We start from the raw sequence: 25,420 nt of genomic DNA, 5'->3' as shown, positions 1-25,420 counted from the left end.
GAAATAAGAATTGTTAAACTGCATGTGATTATTATTGTTTTGAAAATTGTTTTAATTATTGAAATTTTCGTCCTTTTAAAATTATGTGAGTGATGTGTACTAGTGAATTCACAAACATTCGATAAGATGAGATAAAAAAGTTACAACTATTTTGAACTAGCGGGTCAGTTCTTTATTTGAGCTACAATTTAACTACTAATTTGATTTTTAGATGAGAAGATTTATAGAATGTTATCCATTTATGATACTATTGTGTTCAAGAATGCAATGTGAGTTGTTGAAGTGAATTATAATTCTCAAGTTTAGTACTTTATTAGCTTGCAATTTACGCCTGCTGAGATAACTAGAAGGCGTGCACTTGTGAGCAGGATGAGATGGTTTTGAGTAAGAACCAATGCCACTATACGCTCTCAAAGATTTAATATCAAAACTATAATAGAGGAAGAATTAATTATAAAATAAACGAAAGAATCGATGTTCTCAAAAGAAACCTATGCTGCAAGGCGCAAAGTGTTAAAGAAAGAAATGAATTCCGGCCTCCTTATTTTCCCTGGCAATATGGAGGCCGGTATGAATTATAAAGATAATTGGTACCCATTCAGGCAGGATAGCACCTTTTTATATTATTTTGGGATAAACCATCCTGATCTTTATATGATAATAGATTTGGATGAAGATAAAGAAATTCTATTTGGAGATGATTTGACTCCGGAAGATATGGTCTGGGTTGGGGCTGCAGAACCTTTGGCTAATTTAGCTGAGAAATGTGGCGTTGAAACTGTTCAACCAATGTCTAAATTGCAGGATACCCTGCAAAAAGCAAAACAAAGCGGAAGAGCTTTACACTACCTGCCACCGTACAGGAGTAATGCAACCATAGAAATTACTGATCTCACTGGTATTCCGATTGCGGATGTGCATCAGAATTATTCGGTAGAGTTTGTTAAGGCAGTAGCAGCACAACGCTCTATTAAGTCTACTGAGGAAATACAAGAACTACATAAAGCCGTTAATATAACGGCATCTATGCACCGTTATGCAATTAAAAACACAAAACATGGTGTTACAGAGCAGCAGATTGCTGGCGAGCTACAGGCAATTGCTATTGCTGAAGGAGGGAATCTGTCTTTTCCGATTATACTAACCAAAAATGGGCAGTATTTACACAATCACCCCACTCAGGATGTAGTGAAGAACGGTGATATTATTTTATGTGATTGTGGAGCAGAAACTTCCATGAATTACGCTGGAGATATGACCAGGACTTTTCCTGTAGCCGAAAGGTTTAGCGATATACAGCGCAATATTTATTCTATTGTGTTGGATGCTCATGAGACTGCTATTGCTGCCTTAAAGCCAGGATATAAGTTTATAGATGCACATATGCTAGCCAGTAGTAAAATTGTTGAAGGCTTAAAAGCTTTGGGGCTAATGAAAGGAGATACCAATGATGCAGTAAATGCTGGGGCTCATACTCTATTTTTTCAATGCGGACTAGGTCATTTTATGGGAATGGATGTACACGACATGGAAAATTTTGGCGAGCAATTAGTGGGATATACCCAACATATGCAGAAGAGCACTGAATTTGGTTTGAAATCACTTCGGTTAGGGAAAGAGTTGGAAGCAGGGAATGTACTTACAGTGGAGCCAGGTATCTACTTCAACCCGTACTTGATTGATTCTTGGAAAGCACAAGGTAAATACACTGATTTTGTTAACTATAGCGAGGTGGAAAAATTTAAAGATTTTGGGGGTGTACGCGTTGAGGAAGATTTTCTAATAGACCAAGGCGGTGTAAAACTACTAGGTGATCCACTAGCTAAAACCATAGAAGAAATAGAAGAGCTTAAAAATGCCTAAGAGTCCAATCAGTTTTAAGAAATTATGGATATAAGAATGTATAGGAATATAATGTTTCAGCTTGTAGTGCTTTATGCTGTTTCATTTTCTGCCATTGCACAAGAAAATGATTCCCTATTAAGTTTAGAGAGAATCTTTGCTTCTGGAGAATTTAGAAGAGAGTATCAGCGTCCCATTTCCTGGATTAAGGATGGCGATGCTTTTGTGAGTATTGAGAAAAACGAAGAAGGATATGACGAGCTAGTTAGATACGAGAGTAAAACCTATAAATGGAGTAAATACCTTTCTGCTGAAAACCTGAAAGTAAATGCTGAAAATCTGGCTATTGAGGATTTCTCGCTGTCGCCTGATGGTAGTAAAGTGATGATTTTTACTAACTCCAGTCGTGTTTGGAGATCGAACACCAAAGGTGATTTCTGGGTGTATGATTTTGATACAGATAAGCTGAAACAATTAGGGGGAGATTTCCCCCCTTCTTCTTTAATGTTTGCTAAATTTTCCGAAAGTAATCAGTTTGTGGCCTATGTTCACGAATTTAATATTTATAAAGAACATTTTCAGAGCGGAAAAATCACACAGTTAACTAAAGATGGGAACGGTGATATCATCAATGGTACTTTTGACTGGGTATATGAGGAGGAATTTGGTATGCGTGATGGCTTTGCATGGAGTCCCGGTGCTTCAAAAATTGCTTTCTGGCAATTAGATGCGTCAGAGATTGGTACTTTTTACATGATGAATAATACTGATTCAGTATATTCAAAACCTATTCCAGTGCAATATCCAAAGGTAGGCTTCGACCCTTCTTCTGCAAAAGTAGGTTTGATCAGCCTAAAGACTTCTGAGGTGAGCTGGATACCCATCCCCGGAGATCCGGTACAACATTACTTACCTGCAATGCAGTGGGTTAATGAAGATTTATTGCTTATACAGCAAATGAATAGAAAACAGAATGAACTAACAGTTTATACCTATCAACCTTCTTCTTCGGATCTGAAGAAAATCTATTCCGAAACGGAGAATACCTGGGTCGATCTTCGGTATCCTGACATTTCTTCAAACCAATGGGGCAAGAATAATCAATTACTAGTAGATGATGGAGAGAGCTTTTTGAGAATGACGGAAAATGACGGGTGGCGTCATATTTATAAGATTAATTTGGAAACAGGAAAGAAAACACTGTTGACTCCTGGTGATTATGATGTGGCAGCCTATTATGAAACAGATGATAAATATCTATATTTGGTAGCCTCCCCTGAAAATGCTACCCAACGTTATTTGTTCAGGGTTCCGCTAAGTGGAACTGGTAATCTAGAGAGGATTACTCCTGCTGAATTTGAAGGAGTAAACACCTACAATGTCTCTCCAAACGGGAAATTTGCTATTCATAAGTATACCAATACAGATATACCAAATACTGTGCATCTGGTTAATCTTCCAAAGCATGAAGTGATCGAAGCACTGGTAGATAATAAACCTTTTAAAGACCAATTGAAGAGTTTGTCATTACCAGAGACAACCTTTTTTAAGGTGACTACGGAAGAAGGGGTTGAAATGGATGGAAGAATGACTAAACCTTTAAATTTTCAGGACACAAGTAAATACCCAGTTTTATTTCATGTGTATGGAGAGCCATGGGGAGTGGTTGCAACTGATCAATGGATTGGTTTATATGAGATATATATGGCTCAAAAGGGTTTTGTGGTAATCAATATTGATAATCGTGGTACACCGTCCCTAAAAGGTAGTGAATGGAGAAAAAGTATTTATCAAAATGTGGGAGTTCTGAACACCAACGACCAAGCTATGGCCGCACAAAAGGTACTGGAAACCTATCCTTATCTGGACAAGACCAGAGTAAATGTTTGGGGCTGGAGCGGTGGTGGTTCCATGACTCAAAATTTATTGTTCCGTTATCCGCAGATTTATAAAACTGGAGTAGCAATAGCAGGGGTAGCTAATCAGTTATTATACGATAATATATATCAGGAACGCTATATGGGGTTACCAAGTGAAGATATGGATATATTTATAGAAGGATCTCCAGTAACATATGCTAAAAATCTTGAAGGAAATTTGCTGTTGATTCATGGGACTGGTGACGACAATGTTCATTATCAAAATATGGAATATTTAATAAACGAATTGATTAGAAATAACAAACAATTCGATATGATGGCTTATCCAAACCGTTCTCACGGAATTTATGAAGGAAAAAACACATCACTACACTTGTATTCGCTAATTACTTATTATTTTTTAGAACATAATGGTTTAGATTAACTGTTGTTTTAATTCGATTGGTGACGATATTGAGTTGGAGTTAATCCTTTTAATTCCTTGAATTTTCGGTTGAAGTTAGCGATATTCTGAAAGCCACATAATTCTGAAATTACTGAAATTGATAGCTCATGATCCTGATACAAAAGTTTACAGGCGTGATCTATTCTGATTTCAATCAAGAACTGAAAAAACGTCTTGTTGGTTCTCTTTTTAAAATAGCGACAAAAAGCATTTTTACTCATGATAGCAATGTCTGCAATTTCATCGAGTGATATACTTTCTTGAAAATTATCCATAGCATACTGAAAAACATCATTCATGCGCTTGCCTTCATCTTCTGTATATTTCTTTCTGTATACAAAGGAAGAGAGGGCTTGTTTTTTTGATCGAATCAGATCATTAAGTAGAAATAGAAGGGATCCTATTCTCTCTATTTTATTTTGATGTTTTAATCGGTTATAAAGAGTGTAATTATTTTCGTTAGCTTTTATTTTCATTCCATATTCAGACTCATCAAAAAACTTTTGAAGCCCTGTTAAATCTGTTAGGTTGAAGAATTCTTTTCCAAACGATTTTTTTGTAAAGAACAGTGTATACATAAGTGATTTGGGATAGGCTAGGGAATCACTTCGGAATACATGAGGAATGTTTTCCCCAATGACCAAAATATCATGAGGTTGATAGTCATTTATACTATCACCAACAATTAGAGAACCACTTCCTTCCATTATATAGCTAATCTGAATCTCTTCATGCTGATGAAGTTTATCATAGAACACTTTTTCATGGTCTTCTTGATAAACCAAAGCTTCTTTTTCAGGCTTGGGAATTTTAAAGGGTAAGACTTTCACTTTGCTTTTTTTATGTAAATATTGTTAAAAAAAAATAAATATGTAAAGATATACGGTAATATAGTATTAGTCTTAGCTAATATCTACAAATGTTATGATAAATAATCAATTTAATTTTGTCAAAAATATATAAGATTATGGCAGTTAAATGGGAAGGGGTAATGCCCGCAGTAACAACTAAGTTTGACAGTAATGATGAATTAGATTTCATCACATTTGAAAAGAACATCAAGGCTCAGCTGGATGCTGGTGTAAACGGTATTATTTTAGGTGGAACCTTGGGTGAAGCCAGTACTCTCACAGCAAGTGAGAAGAAGTCTCTTGTCAGAAAAACACTGGAAGTTACCAATGGTAGAGTTCCGGTAATTATAAACATAGCAGAGCAATCTACTAAAGATGCTATTCAAGTTGCGAAAGATGCCGAAGAGTGGGGCGCGCAAGGGCTAATGCTTTTACCTCCAATGCGTTATAAGGCAACAGATCATGAGACGGTAGTTTATTTGAAAGAAATAGCAAAAAGTACTTCTCTACCGATTATGATCTATAATAATCCTGTGGATTATAAGATTGAGATAACTCATGATATGTTTGAAGAACTACTGGGTGAATGTAGTAATATCGAGGCAGTGAAGGAGTCCACACGAGATATTAGCAATGTAGTGCGACTTAAAAATAGATTTGGAGATCGCCTTAAAGTTTTATGTGGTGTGGATACATTAGCTCTTGAGAGTATGGTTACAGGTGCTGATGGTTGGGTTGCGGGTTTGGTAGCAGCTTATCCTAGGGAGACGGTAGCTATTTATAAGCTAGTGAAGGCAGGTGATCTGGAGGAAGCCTTAAGAATTTACCGGTGGTTTTTGCCGCTGTTGGAACTTGATATTACACCACAACTAGTACAAAACATTAAGTTAGCTGAGGTAGCCACAGGTTTGGGTACAGAATATGTCAGACCACCTAGATTACCACTTCAAGGTGCAGAACGGGAAAGAGTTCTGGCAATTATTGATAATGCAATGGCACAAAGACCGACTTTAGTAGATTATACATCTTTATAATTTAAAAAAACAAGAAAGCATGATTACTGGAAAAAACTATTTAGGAAAAGAGCTTTCCAATGATGGAGAGGTTCAATTTAGAACTTTTAATCCAATAGATAATAAAGAAACGGAACCAACCTTTTTTGAAGCCACCAGAGAAGAAGTCAATATGGCAGTGGGAAAGGCGGCTAAGGCATTTGAGGTTTATAAGAAGAAGTCTGACCTTGAAATTGCTGAGTTTCTTGAAGCGATAGCTACAGAATTGGAAGCTGATGCTGAGGCGCTAAAAGAAATATATAGGACAGAGTCTGGGTTACCAGAAGCCAGATCAAATGGGGAGTTTACCAGGACTGTTAATCAGCTAAGAGCATTTTCTGAAATGCTTAAAGATGGAAGTTGGGTCGATGCAATTATTAGCAATCCGGAAGGGAAACCAGATATCCGAAGAATGCAAATACCTTTTGGCCCCGTAGCTGTTTTTGGTGCCAGTAATTTCCCTTTTGCATTTTCTACCGCAGGAGGAGATACAGCAAGTGCGCTTGCATCCGGATCCCCGGTGATCGTGAAATCACATCCTTTGCATGCAGGAACTGGCGAATTGGTTTCCAGAGCCATCGTAAATGCTGCTATTAAAACTGGGATGCCAGATGGTGTTTTCTCTAATCTTAACAGTAAAGGAATTGAAGTAGGAGAGTGGTTAGTGAAACATCCAAAGATTAAGGCGGTTGGTTTTACTGGTAGTTATAAAGCGGGTGTTGCAATTGAAAAATTAGCAGCGAATAGACCAGAGCCTATTCCAGTATATGCTGAGATGGGAAGTGTGAATCCGGTAGTGGCCTTGCCTTCTTCACTGGAACAAAAAAGTGATGATTGGTCAGAGCAATATGCGGGTTCTATCACCGCTGGTTGCGGGCAGTTTTGTACAAACCCCGGGTTAATTCTTGCTATTGAAAGCCCTGCTTTAGATAGTTTTATTGAAAAACTGGGTACGAAGCTATCAAAAGTTGCTCCCAGTGTTATGTTGAGCCCTGAAATTCAGAGACAGTTTGAAGCAGCAAAATCCGAAGTGTTATCACAGGACGGCTATAACCAGATAAACAAGTTTGACGGGGATCTTCAGCCTAATTATGGAAGACAGGAAGTGATTTCAGTATCTGGGGAATCTTTTCTTCAGAATAGTGCTTTTCATAAAGAGGTGTTTGGCCCTTTTTCCGTTGTAGTGAAATGTAAGGATAAAGATCAACTGAATGAGGTGCTTCGTAACATGGAAGGACAGCTTACAGGAACGATTTTAAGCGCTGATCAACAAGAACTGCAGGAATATAATGATATTATTGAATCGCTAAGGGAAACCGTGGGACGAATTGTTTATAACAATGTTCCAACAGGTGTGGAGGTGTGTGCTGCTATGACTCACGGTGGGCCATTCCCCGCCACATCTAATGCTAAGTTTACTTCGGTTGGCCTGACAGCAGTTCAGCGCTGGGTTCGCCCAATTTCTTATCAGGATTGGCCGGATGAATTATTACCGGAGGCTCTGAAAAGCAGTAATCCCCTGGGAATCTTGAGAAACGTTAACGGCAGGTTCACAACCGATAGTTTATAGAATTGCATGGCAAGGAAAACATTTTTTTGTGTTGATGCTCATACAGGTGGAAACCCTGTAAGAGTAGTAGCAGGAGGTGAACCTTTTATAGAAGGACGCACCATGAGTGAAAAGAGACAGCGCTTCATGAGCGAATACGACTGGATTAGGCGAGGTCTAATGTTTGAACCCAGAGGACATGATATGATGAGTGGAAGCATTTTGTTTGCACCTTCAGATCCTGAAAATGATTGTGGGATTCTTTTTATTGAAACCAGTGGCTGTCTTCCCATGTGTGGTCATGCAACAATCGGAACTGTAACTGTTGCAATCGAAGAAGGTTTGGTGACCCCAAAAGTGCCCGGTAGATTACGTTTAGAAACTCCTGCTGGCTTAGTAAAAGTTACCTATAAGCAAGACGGAAATAAAGTGGTATCAGTTAAAATAGTAAACATTAAGTCTTACTTGGCAAAAGAAAATATTAAGGTGAGTTGTACTGATCTTGGTGATTTAACGGTTGATGTTTCTTATGGAGGAAATTTTTACGCTATTGTTGAAATCCAGCATAACTATAAAGGTCTTGAGCACTATCAAGCGAGTGAGCTGATTACTTGGAGTCGTGAACTTCGAAATAAATTAAATGCAGCTCATAGTTTCGTGCATCCTGAAGATGCTACTATCAATGGCTTAAGCCATATTCAGTGGACTGGTGCAGTTATTGATGAAAATTCTACTGCTAGAAACGCTGTCTTCTATGGGGATAAAGCAATTGACCGTTCCCCTTGTGGCACGGGAACATCAGCTAGGATGGCTCAATGGTATGCAAAAGGTAGATTAGACAAAGGAGATGAATTTATTCATGAAAGTATTATCGGTAGTAAATTTATTGGGCGAATAGAAGAAGAAACAGAATTGGCAGGAATTAAATCAATAGTTCCCAGCATAGAGGGTTGGGCGATGGTAACCGGCTACAATACTATTGTGATAGATGATGCTGATCCTTATTCTCTCGGCTTCCAGGTTTTGTAAAATTTAGATTATGAAAAAAGTTGCGATTGTAGGCGGTGGTATTACCGGTTTGTGTTCCGCATATTATCTGGTAAAAGAAGGATTTCAGGTAACAATTGTTGATAAAGGAAATATAATTGATGGTGCTTCTTTTATTAATGCTGGTATTGTGACTCCAAGTCATTTTGTACCCATTGCAGAACCGGGGATGATTAATCAGGGGATTAAGTGGATGTTCAATTCTTCCAGTCCTCTTTATATAAAGCCACGTTGGGATACAGAATTCTTTAAGTGGGCCTGGTACTTTAAAAAAGCCTCTACAAAGAAGAAAGTGGATAAAGCCATCCCGGTACTAGTAGATCTAAATCTTCGAAGTCGTGATTTGTATTTAGAAATCCTTGATTCGCTTGATTTTGAATTCCATATGGAAAAGAAGGGCTTGTTAATGGTTTATAAGACAGAAAAGAACCAGGATCATGAGTCGAAATTAGCTGAGAAAGGAAAGGAATTAGGGTTAGAGGTTTCAGTACTGGATAATAAAGGGATTAAAGAAATCGAACCTGGATTCAAAGACAATATTTTGGGAGGGGTTCATTATCAGTGTGATAGTCATGGTACTCCCAATGTATTTATGAGTAATCTGAAAAGGTGGCTTGAAGCTCACGGAGTGCAGTTTATTCTTGAAGAGAAAGTAGATGGATTTGAGGTGGCCGGAAATACTATTTTGTCACTAAAAACAAGTTCGGAACGTGTTGAAGCAGATGAATTCCTTCTAGCTTCGGGTGGCTGGACTACGGCCATAAGCAAACAATTAGGATTGAATATTCCCATCCAAGGTGGTAAGGGGTATAGTATGGATATTTCTAGAAATATTAATATTAAACTACCCGCTATATTAACCGAAGCAAAAGTTGCTGTGACCCCTATGCAAAATTTCACGAGATTTGCAGGTACCATGGAACTATCAGGGAATAACACAAAGATAAAGCGAAATAGGGTGGAAACCATAGCTGCTGCTGCAAGTGATTTTTACCGTGATTTAACATTAACGGAAGAAGAAAAAGAGTCTGCAGTAAGTGGTCTTAGACCAATTTCTCCTGATGGCTTACCTTTTATTGGCAAGTCTTCACAATACAAGAACTTGAATGTTGCTGCTGGTCATGCTATGATGGGGTGGAGTTTGGGACCCATAACCGGAAAATTGCTTACTGAAATTATTGCAAAGCATACTCCTTCAGTGAGTCTTGATCCTTTTATACTGGAGCGTTTTAAATAGTATGAAGTGCCTTCGGTTTTTTAGTTGAAAGTTAAGCATTGGACTAGATCGAAAGTTGAGTTATATAAATGGTGAATTTTTATCTTTATGCTGAGGCTAACCGCTTATGAAATCTAAGAATATCATGCGGAGTAAGGGTGGGTGATAGCGGTTGTGGTTCAATTCTTGAATTAAAAATGAGCAAGTCTTTATTTGTAGATTCAATTCTATAAAGCAAAACATCAAGGTTGTATGTCGGTAATTAATTAGTTGTCAACCTATTTTCATTGATTAAACAGCTTTACAGTAATTTAATTGAATAATAATGAGGTTGGATTATAGAGATTATCAAAATCAATCCAATATATTAAAGTTGATAACCAATTGGATATCCTGTGATATTCCTTAAAATATTTTGTTTATAATTTGAAGCTTGAATCAGCTAACTTAAAACTCTTTTCAAATCATAGGTGGAAGAATGATTCTTTTTGAAATGTATTGATTGAGCCAAAATTAGTACCTTTTACATCTAATAAACTTTGTTCTTGAAGAGTTAAAGTGTTTTGTTTGAGTCGTAGATTTGCAATTACCAAAACATTCTATTCTTTCTTCTTTCTGTAGATCATTCGTCAGCACAAAAATAATTTATTCAGATAAATTTTTGAGTCGGTTTGTTTGAGGACTTATTCCTTAGGAAGAATTCTTTATTTTGTCCAAACTTTATTAACAAATGGGAAGGTACTTTGTCCAGACTTTATTAACAAACTTGTCCAAACTATATTAACTTGCACCATAATTAGTAATTAATAATTTGATAATTAATAATTAGAATTTTCAGATATTAAGATTTGAATACCACTTCCAAGCTGGATGAAAAGAAAAAGCCTCTCGAAATTGCTTTCGAAAGGCTTTGAACTAAACAATTATAAAAATCAACCTTATTATCCTCTTGGGTCTAGAATTTGATCAATTCTGCTTACTAAATCTTGTAAGTGGTAACGAGACATTTGATCACTTTGTCTTGACAACCCTCTATTGATTTCAGCTCTTAAAGTAACCAGATTTCCTCTTGAAAGAGAAGGAATGTCTGTAGTACGGATATCCTCATCTTCAATATTCACTAAATCACCTAATTGCTCAACAAAAGCTTTTTGCAAATTTCTTCTGTAAGTATCTATGCTTCTACCAGTTCTTAGTTCAGAGAAAATACCAGTGCGCAAATCATTCATCATTTGAGTCGCCTTATAAGCATCATTTCCATTTAATGCCTCATTTTCCAGCACTCTCTTTACTCTTGAACCACTGAATAAACTACTTAAAGTTCTTGTCTGTAATGCTTTAATTCTATCGATAATACCATCAGACTGTATTCTACCTAAAATCTCATTATCGATTAACCATGCAGGAGTTTCAAATAATTGCTCATTTAAAAATTCAATCGCTCTCTTCTGTTTATCTAAAGATGCGTGAGTATAAATAACACCTTCTTGATCAGATGTTTTATAATATTCGCTAATACCCCCCACATTTCCAGTTACGTGTCCCATATAACGATTATACTGACTTAATACATTCCCGTATAATTCAGCAAGTTCATCATAATTTTCACCTTCTTCCGAGCTCCATTCAATAAGCTTTTCAGCAATTCTTTTAAGATTTCTTATACCTAATTCAGAAGCAATCATAGAATCATCTCCAATATCTTCTGTTTGAGCTGTGTGGTCAACAACACCTCTTTGCTGACGTCCATATCTATAAACAGGATCATCTGCTTTTTCCAAAATCCATCCGTTTAAAATAGATTCTTCCTCTTCGGCAGTATCAATGTTAGGAATAGCTCTATAACCATATTCTATAGCCCATTTGTCATACTCACCTACCATAGGGAAGAAATTTTCAACTCCATCCTCTGGCTGTGCTACATAATTAAATCGAGCGTAGTCCATAATAGAGGGTGCAACGCCATGTGTCTTCATAAATTCAGGAGAACGTAATGAATCAACAGGATAGGCTACACTTGATCCCATGTTGTGGGGTAATCCTAATGTATGACCAACCTCGTGAGCAGCTACGAATCTGATCAATTCCCCCATCAATTCTTCTTCGAATTTCACTTTTTGCGCTTCAGGATTAACTGCAGCAGTTTGAATGAAGTACCAGTTTCTCAAAAGGTTCATTACATTATGATACCATAGAATATCACTTTCTAAAATTTCACCAGTTCTTGGATCGTGTACATGAGGCCCTTGTGCATTTTGAATATCAGTAGCGATATAACGAATCACTGAATATCTAACATCTTCAGGACTCCAATCTGGATCTTCTTCTTTAGTTGGTGCATCTTTGGCCACGATTGCATTTTTAAAACCAGCAGCTTCAAAAGCTGGTTGCCAATCTTCAATTCCTTTTTTGATAAATTCTCTCCACTCTAATGGAGTAGCAGGATCAATATAATACTCAATTGGTTTTACAGGCTCTACTAATTCACCTTTGTTATATGCTTCCCAATCAGATGGCTCTAATCTCCATCTAGTAATGAAACGATTGTCATCTGCTTTATGAGAATCTTTAGAATAATCTAATTGACGAATAGAGAAATATCCTACTCTATCATCAAAGTTTCTCGGCACGATAGGGTCATCAGGTAGCAAAATCATCGATTGATTCATTTCAATCGACAATGCTCCAGTTAATTGGTTATCAGGAATCTCACTTCCTTTATATGTTAAAATGTGTCTGATTTCTACATTTTCAGGGAAAGCTTTTCCGTGAACGATAACTGACCTGCTTTTATCAACCGTTTGAATTTTGAAAGCTTTTCTTTGATAATCATAAAGAGCACCAATCATTGGAACATCAGTGGTAAAGAAATCTTCTACATCAACTACATAAGAAGACGAATCCTTACCCAAAGCTTCAATTTTGAATGTGTGAACAATTGGCTCAAAATTATTATTCTTTACTGATTCGTAAATTGGGTCTTCTTCATCTGCTACGGAGTTATAAGAAACAGAGCGAAGCAATAATTGATTATCCTTCTTTTGGAATCGAATTACTTGCTGTGGACGAGATTTCATTCCAGCACCACCAAAATTCAAGCCCTTCACATGACCTGAAATTCTGGATACTATCAAGATTTCTCTTTCCAATAAATCTTCTGGGATTTCAAAGTAGTATTTATCATCTACTTTATGGAAAGTAAATAATCCTTCATCAGACTCAGCTTCTGATGTGATCACCTTTGAATAAGGCTTGTATTTTGATTTCGAACTACTCTCTTCTTTAGTATCTTCTTTTTTCTTTTTGCCAAATAGCTGGGCATTGACTTCCTGCGTAGAAAGACCAATAAAAGCCATTAAAGCAATACTTAATATTATTTTTTTCATTGTATGTACATTTAATTTCCTGCTAATCTAACAATACAGGATTATTATGTTTAAAATTTTGAGTTCTTTTCCATGAATGGAAAAATGAGCACTATTAAAGGAGAAAGGTTGATGATTTTATTATTTCACTCTAAGAGTTAAAAAAACCAAATAGAATACTTAAAATCTTCTTAATCTTAAAAGAGAATTATGTTAATTTTAAAATTCAAATTTGAAATTTAGTAAATATGAAAAAAGTTCTATTAGTAATAGTTCTGTTAATAATTATCTCTCTCATCAGTTATGCCTTTTTAGGCGGGTTTAAGTCTATTGAGAAGACGGTTGAGGACAATCCTGTAATTCGCATAGCAGGAACTGAATATGCTGGAAAAGTAGGTTCAGACAGTTTGCAAATGCTATTCATGGAATCTAAAGATTTAGTAGAATCAGAAGAAACTGCTACTTCCATAGCTATAGTATATTATGGAGAAGCCGATTCTAAAAGTGGAGCAGTTCAGAATTTTATTGGTGTAGTAATTGGGGATGAACCTATTTATCAAATACCTGACAATTGGGAAATTAAGACTTTTAAGAAAAATAAATCTGTAAAAGGCTGTATTGAAGCTAATGTTTTGGCTATGCCTACACCCGAAGATATGTTGGAAGAATTGAAATTATATGCCGAAGAGCAATCTTTAGCTACTGATTCCATTTTTATAGAATATTATCCAGGGCCAAATCAATTATGTGTAGAGTTATTGGGAAAGGAATAAATGATTCATTCTTTGGAATGAAACTGATCATTCAATACAAGGGTTAAACAAATTAAAATGGTAAAATTTGACTTAACTTCTTACGATCATCTTTCATATAAAAATAAATAGCCGTTATGAAAAAAAATGAAAATGAAAGTAGAAAAAGCGGACGAATTAATTTCTTTTGCAATTCTGTTACCATTATATAATGATCATTCCAACTATTGATTTGATCATAATTTAATACACTATTAAATACAGATACGACACTAGCTATGAGTATTGCTAGTCCAAAAGAGATGCTTATTAAATAGAAAAACCTTAATAATAATTTCAAAAACTTCATTTCATACAAGTTTATTGGTTACTAAAGTAAAAGAAATTATAGAATAAACATAAAAATCTTTCTAAATAATTTAAAAGGAATAATCACTTCACAGATTTCACTAAATCCTTAACATGATTTAATATAAAACTTGCGCTTAAGATATTCATTCCCATTGATACTATATAAATGGTATTCATATCCATATTGGGATTATTGAAACCAAACTTAAGGTTAAAATAAATGAGGTTTACTACCAGTATAAGTAAACTTAGTTTCTTGATATAGCCAAACTTTTTATGCAAGTATTCTTTGCCTTTCATGATGATTACTTTTTATTCCAGATCTCCCAAGATTTTTCAGCCTGTCCTATCAACATTTCCAATCCATTGATGGTCTTGGCTCCTTGAGCTGCTCCGGCTTTCATAAAGGCAGTTTCCGAAGGATTGTAGACTAAATCGTAAAAATAATGATTTTTAGTAATTACATGATATGGTAAATCGGGCTTTTCTTCTACTTCCGGATATGTGCCTAAAGGAGTGGTATTGATAATTAAATGGTAGTCATCAAGAATTTCAGGTTTGTCATTTAAATCATTATAAGTAAAATCATACCCTTCTTTACGGGAAACAATGTTAAAGGGAATAGATAAATCAATCAGCACCTGTTTGATGGCTTTGGAGGCTCCGCCAGTTCCCAAAATAATTGCTTTTGACTTAAACTCCTTCGGCAAGAAATTTATAAGAGAATCTTTAAAGCCATAATAATCCGAATTATAGCCTTTAGCTTTCCCATTTCTAAATTGGATTACATTGACTGCCCCAATGGCTTCAGCATGCTCATCTAATTCATCTAAATACGTAATTACTTTTTCTTTATAAGGAATGGTGACATTCAGACCAGCAATATTCTTGTTTTTTAGTTCTTCAAACTCTTGAATATTTTCAAGTGGGAATAATCGGTACTCACAATTTTGGATATTTTCCTTCTCAAATTTCTCGGTAAAATATTTACCAGAAAAAGAATGTTCAAGCGGATAACCGATTAAACCATAGGTTTTCATTTACTTACATTCTTTACATTGAAAATGGAAGCAATTTTCTCGATAGCTACAACCAATAAAATACCTAAACTTGCCATCAGAATAGCTTGCATTAATTGAGGATCTTGTCCTGTTTCAATCAAAAATTCTTTTGGCAAAACATTATGGTCAAATAGCGGTACTTGTTCCCCATCACTATTGATTCTGAAGCTATCTACAACTTTCCATGGCCAAACTTTATTTAAGGAGCCTATCATAAATCCTGCAAGTACCGCAACTGTTATAGATTGATAATTTCTTAAAAACCAAGAAATCAATCTTGCAAAGCTCAAAAGTCCGATTATACAACCCACTATAAATACAGCCATTGTGGTTATATCAAATGCATCAATAGCTTCAAACATGTACTTGTATTTCCCTAAGATCAAGAGAATGAAAGCACCCGAAATACCGGGTAAAATCATGGCGCAAATAGCAATGGCTCCAGCAATAAGAACAAACCACCAAGTCTCAGGAGTTTGAGCAGGTGAAGCTGAAGTAATAAAATAAGCAATAAGAATTCCGACTATACCCGCTATAATCGATTTCCAGTCTTTCTTTTCAATATCTCTCGCTACTAAAACTGCAGAAATAATGATTAAGCCAAAGAAAAATGACCAAACCAAAACGGGGTATGTGCTTAATAGAAAACTAATAAGCTGAGCTAAACTGAAAATACTAATTGCTATGCCAGCTACCAAGGTAAGAAGAAAGGAGCCATTGATATGGCTCCAGAATTCTTTGAATTTAGACTGAAATAATAATCTAAAAGCTGTACGATCAACTGATTTGATACTGTTCAGCAATTCATCATATATTCCGGTAATAAATGCGATAGTTCCTCCCGAGACTCCGGGTACAACATCTGCACTGCCCATTGCAATGCCTTTTAAAAGCAATACAAAATATTCTTTAATCGACCGCACAAAAATAAGTTTTAAAGTAAATCTTTATTATTCAAAAAGTGGTGGAAGGTATCCCCTCTCAAGCCTAAACGAATGGTTTCTAGTGGAATTACTTCATTAGGAGCAATATTTCCAAGATTTACATTTGCACCCACTAATTTGATGAAATACACTTGTTGAGCTTTTTGTGGTGCTTCCCAGATAATTTTTTCAAATGGAATTTTAGTCAAGATTTCTTGTACCAAACCTGAACGAACTTCTCCACTGGCACGAAATAAGCCTACATTTCCCGCTTCTCTAGATTCTCCTATTACTTTCCAAGCACCGGCATCCAATTCGGTTTGCATGAGTTCTATCCATTGGTATGGTGGAATAATTTTTTCAGCATCTTTGGAACCTACTTCTGATAGAACGGTCACTTGATCTGAAAGCTTACTTATATATTCACACTTCAAATCATGTGGTAATTCAATAGAACCATCTGAAACTTCCGCAAAAGGCATGTCATATTTATCTAATAACTTTCTGTAATCTTCAAACTGGTCACGGATTACAAAAGCTTCAAATAATGTGCCTCCAAAATAAGTTGGAATTCCAGCATCTTTATACAGCGCTAATTTATCTTTCAAATTAGTGGTTACATAAGATGTAGCCCATCCTAATTTCACTATATCGGTATATTCACCACTGCTATCAATAAAATCTTCCACCTCTCTAAGGCTCAGTCCTTTATCCATGGCCATGGTAAATCCTACATCTCTTGGTTTGGCTGGTCTTTCAGGGATGTCTTTTAATTCGTAGTTCATGTTTTACTGGTTATCTTTTCTGAATTGATCTATGATTTTGAACAATGCCTTCTGTGTTTCTACCCTCGGGAAGAATTCATAAAGCACCGTATGCATTTCAAAGTCCAAAACTAATGCATTTTCCAGAAAGATAAAGGCTTCTTTGTATTTACCGTACTCAATTAGGTAAGCCGTCATTCTATAATAGAGCTCAGAAGCATCAGGATTATCCTCCATTCCTTCTTTAATGATGTTGATAGCTATTTCCAAATCACCGGATTCATAGTAAATAAATGACCAATCTAAAAAAAGACTAACTTCTTCAGGATCAAGCGCTACAGCTTCTTCATAAGCATCAATTGCTGAGTTTTGATTGCCTAATTGATATTCAGCATTGGCTAGTGCTTGCCAATACTTTGATTCATGCTTATTAATTTTTATCGCTTTTTTAGAATAATGTACTGCTTCTATCCATTTTTCTTGTTGAATAAGGCAAAGTGCCATTCCAAAATAGGCTTCATCATAAAGTGAATCAAATTTTACGGCCTTTTGGAAATACTTTATGGCCAAATCAGCTTGATCTAGTTTATCGTATATTTCCGCCATCCTACAGAAAACCTCAGCGCTTGGCCCCTCAATTCTTAGCGTTTGAGAAAAAGCATCCAAGGATTTATTATTTTTCTCCAAGGCGGAATAGGTATTCCCCATATTGAAATAAGCAGAAGCAAAATTCTCATCTATTGCCACAGCATATTCATAAGCTTCTATTGCTTTTTCATATTTGCCTAGTTTATGAAGGACTACCCCCAAATTGTACCAAGCATGGTATGAATACGGATCTGCATCTATAAATTTCTCATAATAAGCGATGCTGCCTTCCAATTGGTCAGTCACATCCAAACAGTAGGCCAGTTCGTAAATAGCACTTTCGTGGTCAATATTTTCTTCTAAAACCGCTTTATAATTTTTAATCGCTTCCTCATATTTCCCGAGTTGCTGATAAGCCATACCCATTTGAAATAATACTTCATCCTTATCTTCAGCGAAAGTAAGGGCTTTCTCCAAGCATTCTATCGCCTCTTTATTTCTGTTGGAAATGCTTAATACATTAGCCTTGGTCAATAATAAATCAACATCATTGGGCTGAATGTTTTCAGCTCTATCCAATACTTGAAGTGCACTGTCATATTTAGTATTGCTTGCTAAAACATGTGCATTTAGAATCAAAAGTTCTACTGAAAAAGGAAATTGTTCTACTGCAAATTCACTGGCTTTGAGGGCCTTCATGAATTTGTCATTATCCAAATACAATTCAACCACTTTTTCTAGTTCTTCCACATCAAAAAAGTGGAAATCTTTGCCCTGGATATGATTCTCGAATTTTTTAATCAACTCTTTTTCTTCGTCTTTTCTGTTTCTGAAAAATTCGCTCATAAATAATATATAAGTGGTTAAATCTACTTTATAATTATACTCATTAACAACATCATTTGTATTAAAACAAATCAGATAGCAGGATGGAGCTTTACAATAAAATAGTGTTAAATAAATTTACTTATTAAAAGGTGAAAATCAAGCAACGTTGAATTAAATTTTAAAGTTTATATATTTTGGTTAATTAATCAATCCTACAAATACTTTGACATAAAACTGAAAATCAAGAACAACCTATAAATTTCCAAAAAATCTATTTGTATTTAATTAAAGATTTAGTAAGTTAGTTTAACTAAAACTTTACACAATGTTAAAAAAATTCCTTGTTTTATTTTTTACCTCCCTTATTCTGAATGCTTGCAGTTTATCAGAAAATTCTGATGAAGAGGATTTTAAGTTTGCTCCAAATTTTGAATTTGTAATTTTAAATGAAAATGGAGAACATATAATCGGGCATAATTCTAATCAATTTCACCCAGACTCTATTACATTGAAATCATTGAATTGGGATCAAATTATTACAGAGAAATTCAGAAGTTGTGGGGATTCAGGAGAATACGTATCACCCAGTTTACAAGTCCTCGGGATTTCGAGACCATGGGACTCTATTGATACTCTAACATTCTTTATAAGTCTTTCTAATAAGGATATAGATACTTTAAAAGTATATCATTATCCTGCTACAGATGACGATTATTACTATAAAATATTTAGCTATAATGGTATTACTTTTGATGAGCAGACTAATGAATATGAAACTGGAAGTTGTGGCTCACAACCTATTTATTTAGTAAAAAATAATATTAAAATGGATTAAATTTTCAAACACCAAAATGCCTTATGAAATATATTATCCTTGTATTCTCCCTGCTATATCCTTTAATTATTAATGCACAAAAAGCTGAATGTGGGTTTATAGGAGTCGATTCGATTCAAGCCAAAAGTCTTAATTATTATGGGAATAACAAGTACCTGGAAAAGGTAAATTTACTACATCAAAAAAAACAACAAGAAAAGCTATTGAAATTTAATAAAACTTTAAACAATGAATATAAAAATGATAATCTTGAAAAGATGAATACTGTCTGTTCACAATCTGTCAGTTATCATCTACCCCTTCGGATCGTTGTGCATAGAGATATAGATAATAATACATTTATTACTAATCAAACAATTGAAGAATTATTGGAGGAAACCAATTTAAGGCTTTTACAGTCTGGAACTGATGTGAGGTTTTATTTGATAAGAAGCCCCGTTTATATCAACAATTCTGAATTTGCTAATGGAGATCTAACCAATGCTCAAGAACTAGATATGTTCGTTGCCCAGCACAATTCCAATCAATTTACCATGCATCTTGTTGATGATGGGGGAGGTTCAGCAGTACCGCCTAATTTACCATTCAATAGTAACTCTTGGGTTGGTTCGCAAGATGTGGATAATCCAAATGTTGTCCAGTTTAATATAGAGAGAGTAGCAGGAACTATGGCACATGAACTGGGCCATAATTTAGGGTTGGAACATACGCACAAGGCAGGAAGGTTAGGGTCAGAGGTATTCAATGGGGATAATGCTAATGTTTGGCGTAAATGTTTTCAAGAATCGGTGGCTCGTAGAAGAACAAACTTTTGGTATAAGGGATGTACCAGCACTGATCAGATGCAAAAATGTGAAGTAAATGGAGATTTTTTATGTGATACACAGGCTGACCCGAATATGGGCACTGCTGGTGATATAGACTACAATGACAATCCGCACAATAATGTTGGAGGTGTTGCACCTTGTGATTATAGACTGCCTGACGAAGGAGTTTACAGAACGGATAGATGGGATGACCTTTGGGTGCCTCATGCAAGAAATGTAATGGCTTACGGTAACAGAAGATGTAGGAATTTTTTCTCGACTGGGCAAAAAGGAATCATGTATGATAATGCCAGTAGTACATTTTCTGATAATGTAACAAACATCGCAGGAAATAATAGTATTAGCTGTACATCAAATCGTACTTATAGTATCCGTGGTATTTGGGGAGCTACTTATAATTGGACAGTTAGTAGTGGTTTGAGGATAATGTCAGGGCAAGGCACTTCATCTCTAACTTTGAGAGGTAAATCTGGTTACTCAAATAACCAAATAATAAGTTTAAATGTTTCAACACCTTATGGGAATTATTGCTTTAATAAAAACATCAATTTAACTAGCCCTTCTAATTCAGGCTATATTTCAGGACAATCAAGTATGGCTTCTGGTGGTCAAGGGAGTTTTTATGCAGTTGGTTTTGGAAGTGGAGTTAGTTATAATTGGGGTGTTTCAGGCATTGGTTGGTCAATAATTTCAGAAAGTGGTAACTATGCTAGAATAAAGGCTGGAAGTAACTCGGGAATAGTAAGTGTTACCGTATCAAATGCATGCGGTAGTAATTATGAATATAAAAATGTTAGTGTTGGTAGCGGAGGCGACTGTGATAATATTCCTTATGCCATATCCCCAAATCCAACTTCTGATTATTTGACATTAGCCCCGATAGACCCGCCATGTCCTATAGGGTTTGATTCTAGTGAAAAAACTACTAATATTTATCAGTATTCGATATTTAATAAGTATGGAAAACATATTATGAGTAGTGATTTTGACGAAGAAGTAGAAATCGATTTAAGATCATTAAAAAAGGATTATTACAAGTTGGTTCTTATTAAAAATGGAAAAGTTATATTGCAAGAATCATTTATAAAAGAATAGTCCTTTTTACCCTTATAACATTAACAAATGCTGATAGGTAATTTATAACTCATTACATATCAGCATTTCCTTCACTGTCCATTCAATGGATTCATCTAAAGTCTTATAACGTAAATTAAATATTTTATTCGCCTTATCTGCATTATATATTTTCTTGTTACCCGCCATTTTAGCGGTTTCCATGGTGAGTGTTGCAGGTTTACCGCTAATTTTACTCCATATGTTTTCCATTACTGCGCCCAAAATCACCATAAATTTCGGAACACCTATATTGGGAGCTTTTACATTGAGCTGTTTTGCAATAGCGCTAAAAAAATCATGGTAGCTAATACATCCTGCATTTAAAACGAACTGCTCATTTTGGATTTCATTCTCCAAACTCTTCAAAATAATTTCAGCCACATCCCTCACATCAATATAATTGATTAAACCTTTGGTGTAAAAGGGTTTTTGATCGCCAACATACCCAAATAATTGCGCACTGCTCTGATAACGTTTTGCCGGACCAATAATTACTGAAGGGTTAAAAATGATAATTGGTAAGCCTTCTTTAGATAATTCCCATAGCACTGTTTCCGCTTTTCTTTTGCTTTTTCCATAATTGCTTAGAAATTCATCATCTGATTTAGGTGTGTTTTCATCAATGAGATGATCAATTGAATTTTTACCTAAAGCGGAAATACTACTGATGAAAACAAATTTATTTACTCCTGCTTCCAAAGCATCTTTAGCTAATTTCGAAGTCCAATCCGTATTAATTTGGAAAATTTTGGCGGCATCTGACTTTTTATAAGAAACAAAAGCAGCGGCATGGATTACATAATCAATTCTTACAGGAACACGCTTGAATAAATTATCCTCAATTGAATTTACCTCAACCCAATTAATTTTTTCTGAATCTACCTGGCTAACTGAATGAGCTCTTTTAACAGCATAAATTTGATAATCCAGATCAGTTAATCTTAATAGAATTTGCTGACCCAAAAGACCAGTAGCACCTGTAATTAATAGGTTTTTTTGCTTCATTAAATATTGAAGAGCCTTTTCAGTGTTGAAATGGATTTGCTGTTATTATCATTGTAGTAATCTTGATAATAGCCATAACCTTTGTTTTCCTTTCTTACCGCATTAAAGATTATGGAGATGTTTTGAATGTTATTCAGGTTCAAGCTTCTATGCAAATCATCAATAAATGATCTTTTAGAATAATCTGCTCTTACTACAAATAGTGAATGGTCAGATTTTTTCAGTGCAATAATCCCATCAGAAACCAAGCCAATTGGTGGAGTATCTAAGAGTATGATATCATATTCTTCTTTTAACTCATTCAGTAATTGGTCAAAATATTCCCCTTCCAATAATTCTGCTGGGTTAGGTGGCAATATACCTGAAGGAATAAAATGCAGGTTATCGGTTTTAGTGATATTAATACATTCTTTCCAGTGAATTCCTCCACTCAAAATAGAGCTAATACCTAATTCATTTTGCTCCAAGTTAAATGCATATTGGGCACGAGGCTTCCTCATATCCAAATCGAGTATAATCACTTTTTTATTGGACATGGCCAGGATGGCAGCCAAATTTACCGAAACAAATGTTTTGCCTTCTCCACTAGTGGTGGAACTTATAGAGATGATCTTTTTACCTTCTTTAATGCCAATAAAATCTAAACTTGTTCTTAAAGTCCTAAAAGCCTCACTAATTTGAGATCTTGGTTTTTCTGATACTATGACTCCACTTTTCTTAGCTACATATTTTTTTAAGCGACTTATTTTAGCAATAATTGGAATACTGGTTAATCGCTCAAGTTCATGAATACTGTTAATTTCATCATAAATCAGGTATCTGAAACCTATAAAAATAAAACTTAAAATAAAGCCTACTGCGAAAGACCCTATGTAGATTAAGTTTGTAGATGGTCCAATCGGTTTTTTAGGTAAATTAGCGGGAGTTAAGATATCCACTTCAGATAATGTTCCAGCTTGAGCTATCTCAAATTCCGTTTTCTTTTGCATTAAAGACAAATAAAGCTCTTCGTATAAGGAGTAAAATCTCATTTTCTGATTGAGCTCATTGGTTTTAGCAGGTAATTGGTTAAACCTATTCTCAATTTCTCGCTTTCTATTTAAGATGGTTCTTTTTCTTTCTTGTAGAATTTCGGCTTTATTGCTTAAATAATTATTAATCCTATCCTTTAAAGCATTGATTTCTATCTTTCTTTGAAGTAATACCTGGCTTTCTTTTTTATAGCGAGTTTTAGACAACTGATATTCCTGTTTGAGTTCAGAAAACTCTTCAAATAGTGGTTGCATATTGGCAGGCAACACCAAATAATTAATTTGATCAAAACTTAAAGTGTCTTTTTCCAGCTGATTTTGAATATTATTTATTTCTCCAAGCTGATAGTTAACTCCGTATAAAATGGAGTCCATTTTTACCATTTCTGATATCAATCTGTTGACATCTTCTGATGGATTGACCGTTTTGTTTTGAATAGTAAAATCCTCTATATAAGTCTCATAATTAGATAATTCACTTTCAGTCTGCCTTAATTGTTTGTTTAAAAACTCTATTTTAAGTTGATTTGCTCTGTTTTTCTGTTCTTTACTATATTCTGTGTAAAGCTCACTTACCTGCTCAACAATAGCTTCAACTTTGTATGGATTATAATCTTCAAAAGTTATTTTTATGGTATTTGCATTTAAGTTCTCAGGAGCCACTGAAAGATTGGACTCGACATAGCTCATCAAACTTTCAGGTGATGAAATGGTAAAAAATAATCGTTCAGTATTAAAGAAATGTGGAGTAGTTTCTAATTTATATTTACAACCATTAAATGTAAATGATTGACCAAATTTTAGACTCTTCCATTTATCATCATCAGGATTGGTTGACAGTTTGAAATTTTCTTTGTCAACAATATCAATATAAAATTTTTGTCCGTAGGCTGCACAGGACTCTTCGTAACTAACGGTAAATGGCGTGAATTTGTAGCGTTCTTCATTTTTAAATCGACCTATAACATGATAGGATACATCTAGAGGCAATTTTGCTATTACTTGCTTTAAGAAAAGTTTTGAGCGAATGAGTTCTACTTCTCCTGATAGCGTATTAAGATTTGAACTTTCTTCATTCAAGGGATTGAAACCAAATACACTAGCCTCACTTCTTTTGTTAAGTTTTAATTCCGCATAAGATTGGAATTTTACATTTGTGTATCGGACATATAGAAAAGCTACAAATAGAGATGAAACAATCAATAAAATTGCCCAAGGCAAATTCTTCTTAAGAATGGTTTTGAGCTTAAATAAATCAACTACCTCAGTTGGTTGGTTTTGTGGCTTATGTGAGTTACTTAACTCTAAGTTTCTTTTATATCGTGTCTCTTGATTGTCCACTGTCATTGATTAATTTAAATTTTCAATCACAATAAACAAGGTTACCACATTAGTAACAATTCCTATAACGGGTGCAATATCTCTAACTGATTCAGTAAATATCCTTCGGATTGGTTCCACATAGATGATATCATTGGGCAACACATTCAAATTTGCTTTTTGCATTCCATCTATGGTAGCCAAATTAATTACTTGAACAGATGGATCTTCCAGTGGCCCACGAATCAATCTAATATTTCTTCCTTTTGAATCTCTATTTAAACCACCAGATAATGCTAGGACTTCTAATACCGTCATTTTCTCGTTTTCAAGTGGAATCACTTGTCCTCCCATAGCTCCTAATACAACCACTCTCCTATTTAATGGCCGAACCCGTATGTAGGGCTGAATATAATACTCTGAGTATTGTTCTTTTAATTCTTCTTGGAGACCAGCAATGGAATAGCCTTCAATTTTAGTTTCACCTAATAAGGGTAAAATAGCCGTTCCATTTGGCAAAACTTCAAATTCTTTATCGGGCATAAAACGACCTCCTCCTGCTCCTCCTCCACCAGTGATGGCATTGAGTTCCATATTAGGATCGATTACTCTTTCTCCTTTATTGGTATAAACTTCAATATTAAGTTTGTCCCCAGCTTGTATTTTATAAGCCCCTTCAATTTTAGAAATCTCTTCTTTGAAATTCTCAGATTTAATATCTGATTCTGTTTGAAGGATAATATTCTGCCTGTACACTTTGCAGCCACTCATA

The 25,420-nt window shown here is 35.1% G+C and carries 20 protein-coding genes; 9 read left to right on the top strand and 11 right to left on the bottom strand.

The annotated features are described in order from the left end of the window. Positions 1–474 precede the first annotated feature (474 nt). Positions 475–1,863 (top strand): aminopeptidase P family protein, encoded by a 1,389-nt coding sequence (locus ABWH96_RS03040; RefSeq protein WP_375580058.1) that lies wholly within the window; start codon positions 475–477, stop codon positions 1,861–1,863. Between the two features lie 51 nt (positions 1,864–1,914). Continuing rightward, positions 1,915–4,146 (top strand): DPP IV N-terminal domain-containing protein, encoded by a 2,232-nt coding sequence (locus ABWH96_RS03035; protein WP_375580057.1) that lies wholly within the window; start codon positions 1,915–1,917, stop codon positions 4,144–4,146. An 8-nt stretch (positions 4,147–4,154) separates the two neighbouring features. On the opposite strand, the gene ABWH96_RS03030 is transcribed toward ABWH96_RS03035, so the two are convergent. Further along, positions 4,155–4,997, bottom strand: a complete 843-nt coding sequence (locus ABWH96_RS03030; RefSeq protein WP_375580056.1) for an AraC family transcriptional regulator — start codon at positions 4,995–4,997, stop codon at positions 4,155–4,157. 137 nt (positions 4,998–5,134) lie between these two features. Here ABWH96_RS03030 and ABWH96_RS03025 point away from each other — a divergent pair, with 137 nt between their 5' ends. Genes ABWH96_RS03025 through ABWH96_RS03010 form a run of 4 tightly spaced genes read left to right on the top strand, consistent with a single transcriptional unit; the run spans position 5,135 to position 9,903 of the window. After that, positions 5,135–6,052, top strand: a complete 918-nt coding sequence (locus tag ABWH96_RS03025; RefSeq protein ID WP_375580055.1) for a dihydrodipicolinate synthase family protein — start codon at positions 5,135–5,137, stop codon at positions 6,050–6,052. Between the two features lie 19 nt (positions 6,053–6,071). Next, the gene (locus ABWH96_RS03020) at positions 6,072–7,640 is read left to right on the top strand and encodes an aldehyde dehydrogenase (NADP(+)) (RefSeq protein ID WP_375580054.1); all 1,569 of its coding nucleotides are present in this window, start codon (positions 6,072–6,074) and stop codon (positions 7,638–7,640) included. Between the two features lie 6 nt (positions 7,641–7,646). Then, entirely contained in the window at positions 7,647–8,648 is a 1,002-nt protein-coding gene (locus tag ABWH96_RS03015; RefSeq protein WP_375580053.1) for a 4-hydroxyproline epimerase, read from the top strand. A gap of 10 nt (positions 8,649–8,658) precedes the next feature. After that, entirely contained in the window at positions 8,659–9,903 is a 1,245-nt protein-coding gene (locus ABWH96_RS03010) for an NAD(P)/FAD-dependent oxidoreductase (RefSeq protein WP_375580052.1), read from the top strand. A gap of 920 nt (positions 9,904–10,823) precedes the next feature. Here ABWH96_RS03010 and ABWH96_RS03005 read toward each other — a convergent pair. After that, entirely contained in the window at positions 10,824–13,268 is a 2,445-nt protein-coding gene (locus ABWH96_RS03005) for a zinc-dependent metalloprotease (protein WP_375580051.1), read from the bottom strand. Between the two features lie 227 nt (positions 13,269–13,495). On the opposite strand from ABWH96_RS03005, the gene ABWH96_RS03000 reads away from it, so the two are divergent. Beyond that, a complete protein-coding gene (locus ABWH96_RS03000; RefSeq protein ID WP_375580050.1) occupies positions 13,496–14,020 on the top strand; it encodes a hypothetical protein in 525 nt (174 codons plus the stop codon). Between the two features lie 52 nt (positions 14,021–14,072). On the opposite strand, the gene ABWH96_RS02995 is transcribed toward ABWH96_RS03000, so the two are convergent. The 6 genes from ABWH96_RS02995 to ABWH96_RS02970 all read right to left on the bottom strand — a co-directional run bounded on the left by ABWH96_RS02995 (position 14,073) and on the right by ABWH96_RS02970 (position 18,532). Next, on the bottom strand, positions 14,073–14,348 hold the full coding sequence (locus ABWH96_RS02995; protein ID WP_375580049.1) for a hypothetical protein: 276 nt from the start codon (positions 14,346–14,348) through the stop codon (positions 14,073–14,075). 83 nt (positions 14,349–14,431) lie between these two features. Beyond that, complete coding sequence (locus tag ABWH96_RS02990; RefSeq protein WP_375580048.1) at positions 14,432–14,650, bottom strand: hypothetical protein; 219 nt, start codon at positions 14,648–14,650, stop codon at positions 14,432–14,434. Positions 14,651–14,655: 5 nt separating this feature from the next. Then, positions 14,656–15,390 (bottom strand): shikimate dehydrogenase family protein, encoded by a 735-nt coding sequence (locus tag ABWH96_RS02985; protein WP_375580047.1) that lies wholly within the window; start codon positions 15,388–15,390, stop codon positions 14,656–14,658. Next, a complete protein-coding gene (locus ABWH96_RS02980) occupies positions 15,387–16,334 on the bottom strand; it encodes a DUF368 domain-containing protein (protein ID WP_375580046.1) in 948 nt (315 codons plus the stop codon). The genes ABWH96_RS02985 and ABWH96_RS02980 overlap by 4 nt, the downstream gene beginning before the upstream one ends. 11 nt (positions 16,335–16,345) lie before the next feature. Then, entirely contained in the window at positions 16,346–17,119 is a 774-nt protein-coding gene (locus ABWH96_RS02975) for a phosphosulfolactate synthase (RefSeq protein ID WP_375580045.1), read from the bottom strand. Positions 17,120–17,122: 3 nt separating this feature from the next. Then, positions 17,123–18,532: a tetratricopeptide repeat protein gene (locus tag ABWH96_RS02970; RefSeq protein ID WP_375580044.1), complete on the bottom strand. Its 1,410-nt coding sequence runs from the start codon at positions 18,530–18,532 to the stop codon at positions 17,123–17,125. 307 nt (positions 18,533–18,839) lie between these two features. Between ABWH96_RS02970 and ABWH96_RS02965 the strand changes: the two genes are divergently transcribed. Both ABWH96_RS02965 and ABWH96_RS02960 read left to right on the top strand, forming a co-directional pair. After that, on the top strand, positions 18,840–19,349 hold the full coding sequence (locus ABWH96_RS02965) for a hypothetical protein (RefSeq protein ID WP_375580043.1): 510 nt from the start codon (positions 18,840–18,842) through the stop codon (positions 19,347–19,349). 23 nt (positions 19,350–19,372) lie between these two features. Beyond that, positions 19,373–21,271 (top strand): zinc-dependent metalloprotease family protein, encoded by a 1,899-nt coding sequence (locus ABWH96_RS02960; RefSeq protein WP_375580042.1) that lies wholly within the window; start codon positions 19,373–19,375, stop codon positions 21,269–21,271. 42 nt (positions 21,272–21,313) lie between these two features. On the opposite strand, the gene ABWH96_RS02955 is transcribed toward ABWH96_RS02960, so the two are convergent. The 3 genes from ABWH96_RS02955 to ABWH96_RS02945 are packed head-to-tail and all read right to left on the bottom strand — an operon-like array spanning position 21,314 to position 25,419. Beyond that, a complete protein-coding gene (locus ABWH96_RS02955) occupies positions 21,314–22,297 on the bottom strand; it encodes an NAD-dependent epimerase/dehydratase family protein (RefSeq protein WP_375580041.1) in 984 nt (327 codons plus the stop codon). Next, positions 22,297–24,675, bottom strand: a complete 2,379-nt coding sequence (locus tag ABWH96_RS02950; RefSeq protein WP_375580040.1) for a GumC family protein — start codon at positions 24,673–24,675, stop codon at positions 22,297–22,299. The genes ABWH96_RS02955 and ABWH96_RS02950 overlap by 1 nt, the downstream gene beginning before the upstream one ends. A 3-nt stretch (positions 24,676–24,678) precedes the next feature. Then, positions 24,679–25,419 carry a polysaccharide biosynthesis/export family protein gene (locus ABWH96_RS02945; protein WP_375580039.1) on the bottom strand — a complete coding sequence of 247 codons (741 nt, stop codon included), beginning with the start codon at positions 25,417–25,419 and terminating at the stop codon, positions 24,679–24,681. Position 25,420 lies beyond the last annotated feature (1 nt).

This window comes from Marivirga tractuosa (assembly GCF_042140215.1).
In the GTDB taxonomy this organism is placed as follows: Bacteria; Bacteroidota; Bacteroidia; order Cytophagales; family Cyclobacteriaceae; genus Marivirga; species Marivirga tractuosa_A.
This window is presented reverse-complemented; position numbering and strand designations above follow the sequence as displayed.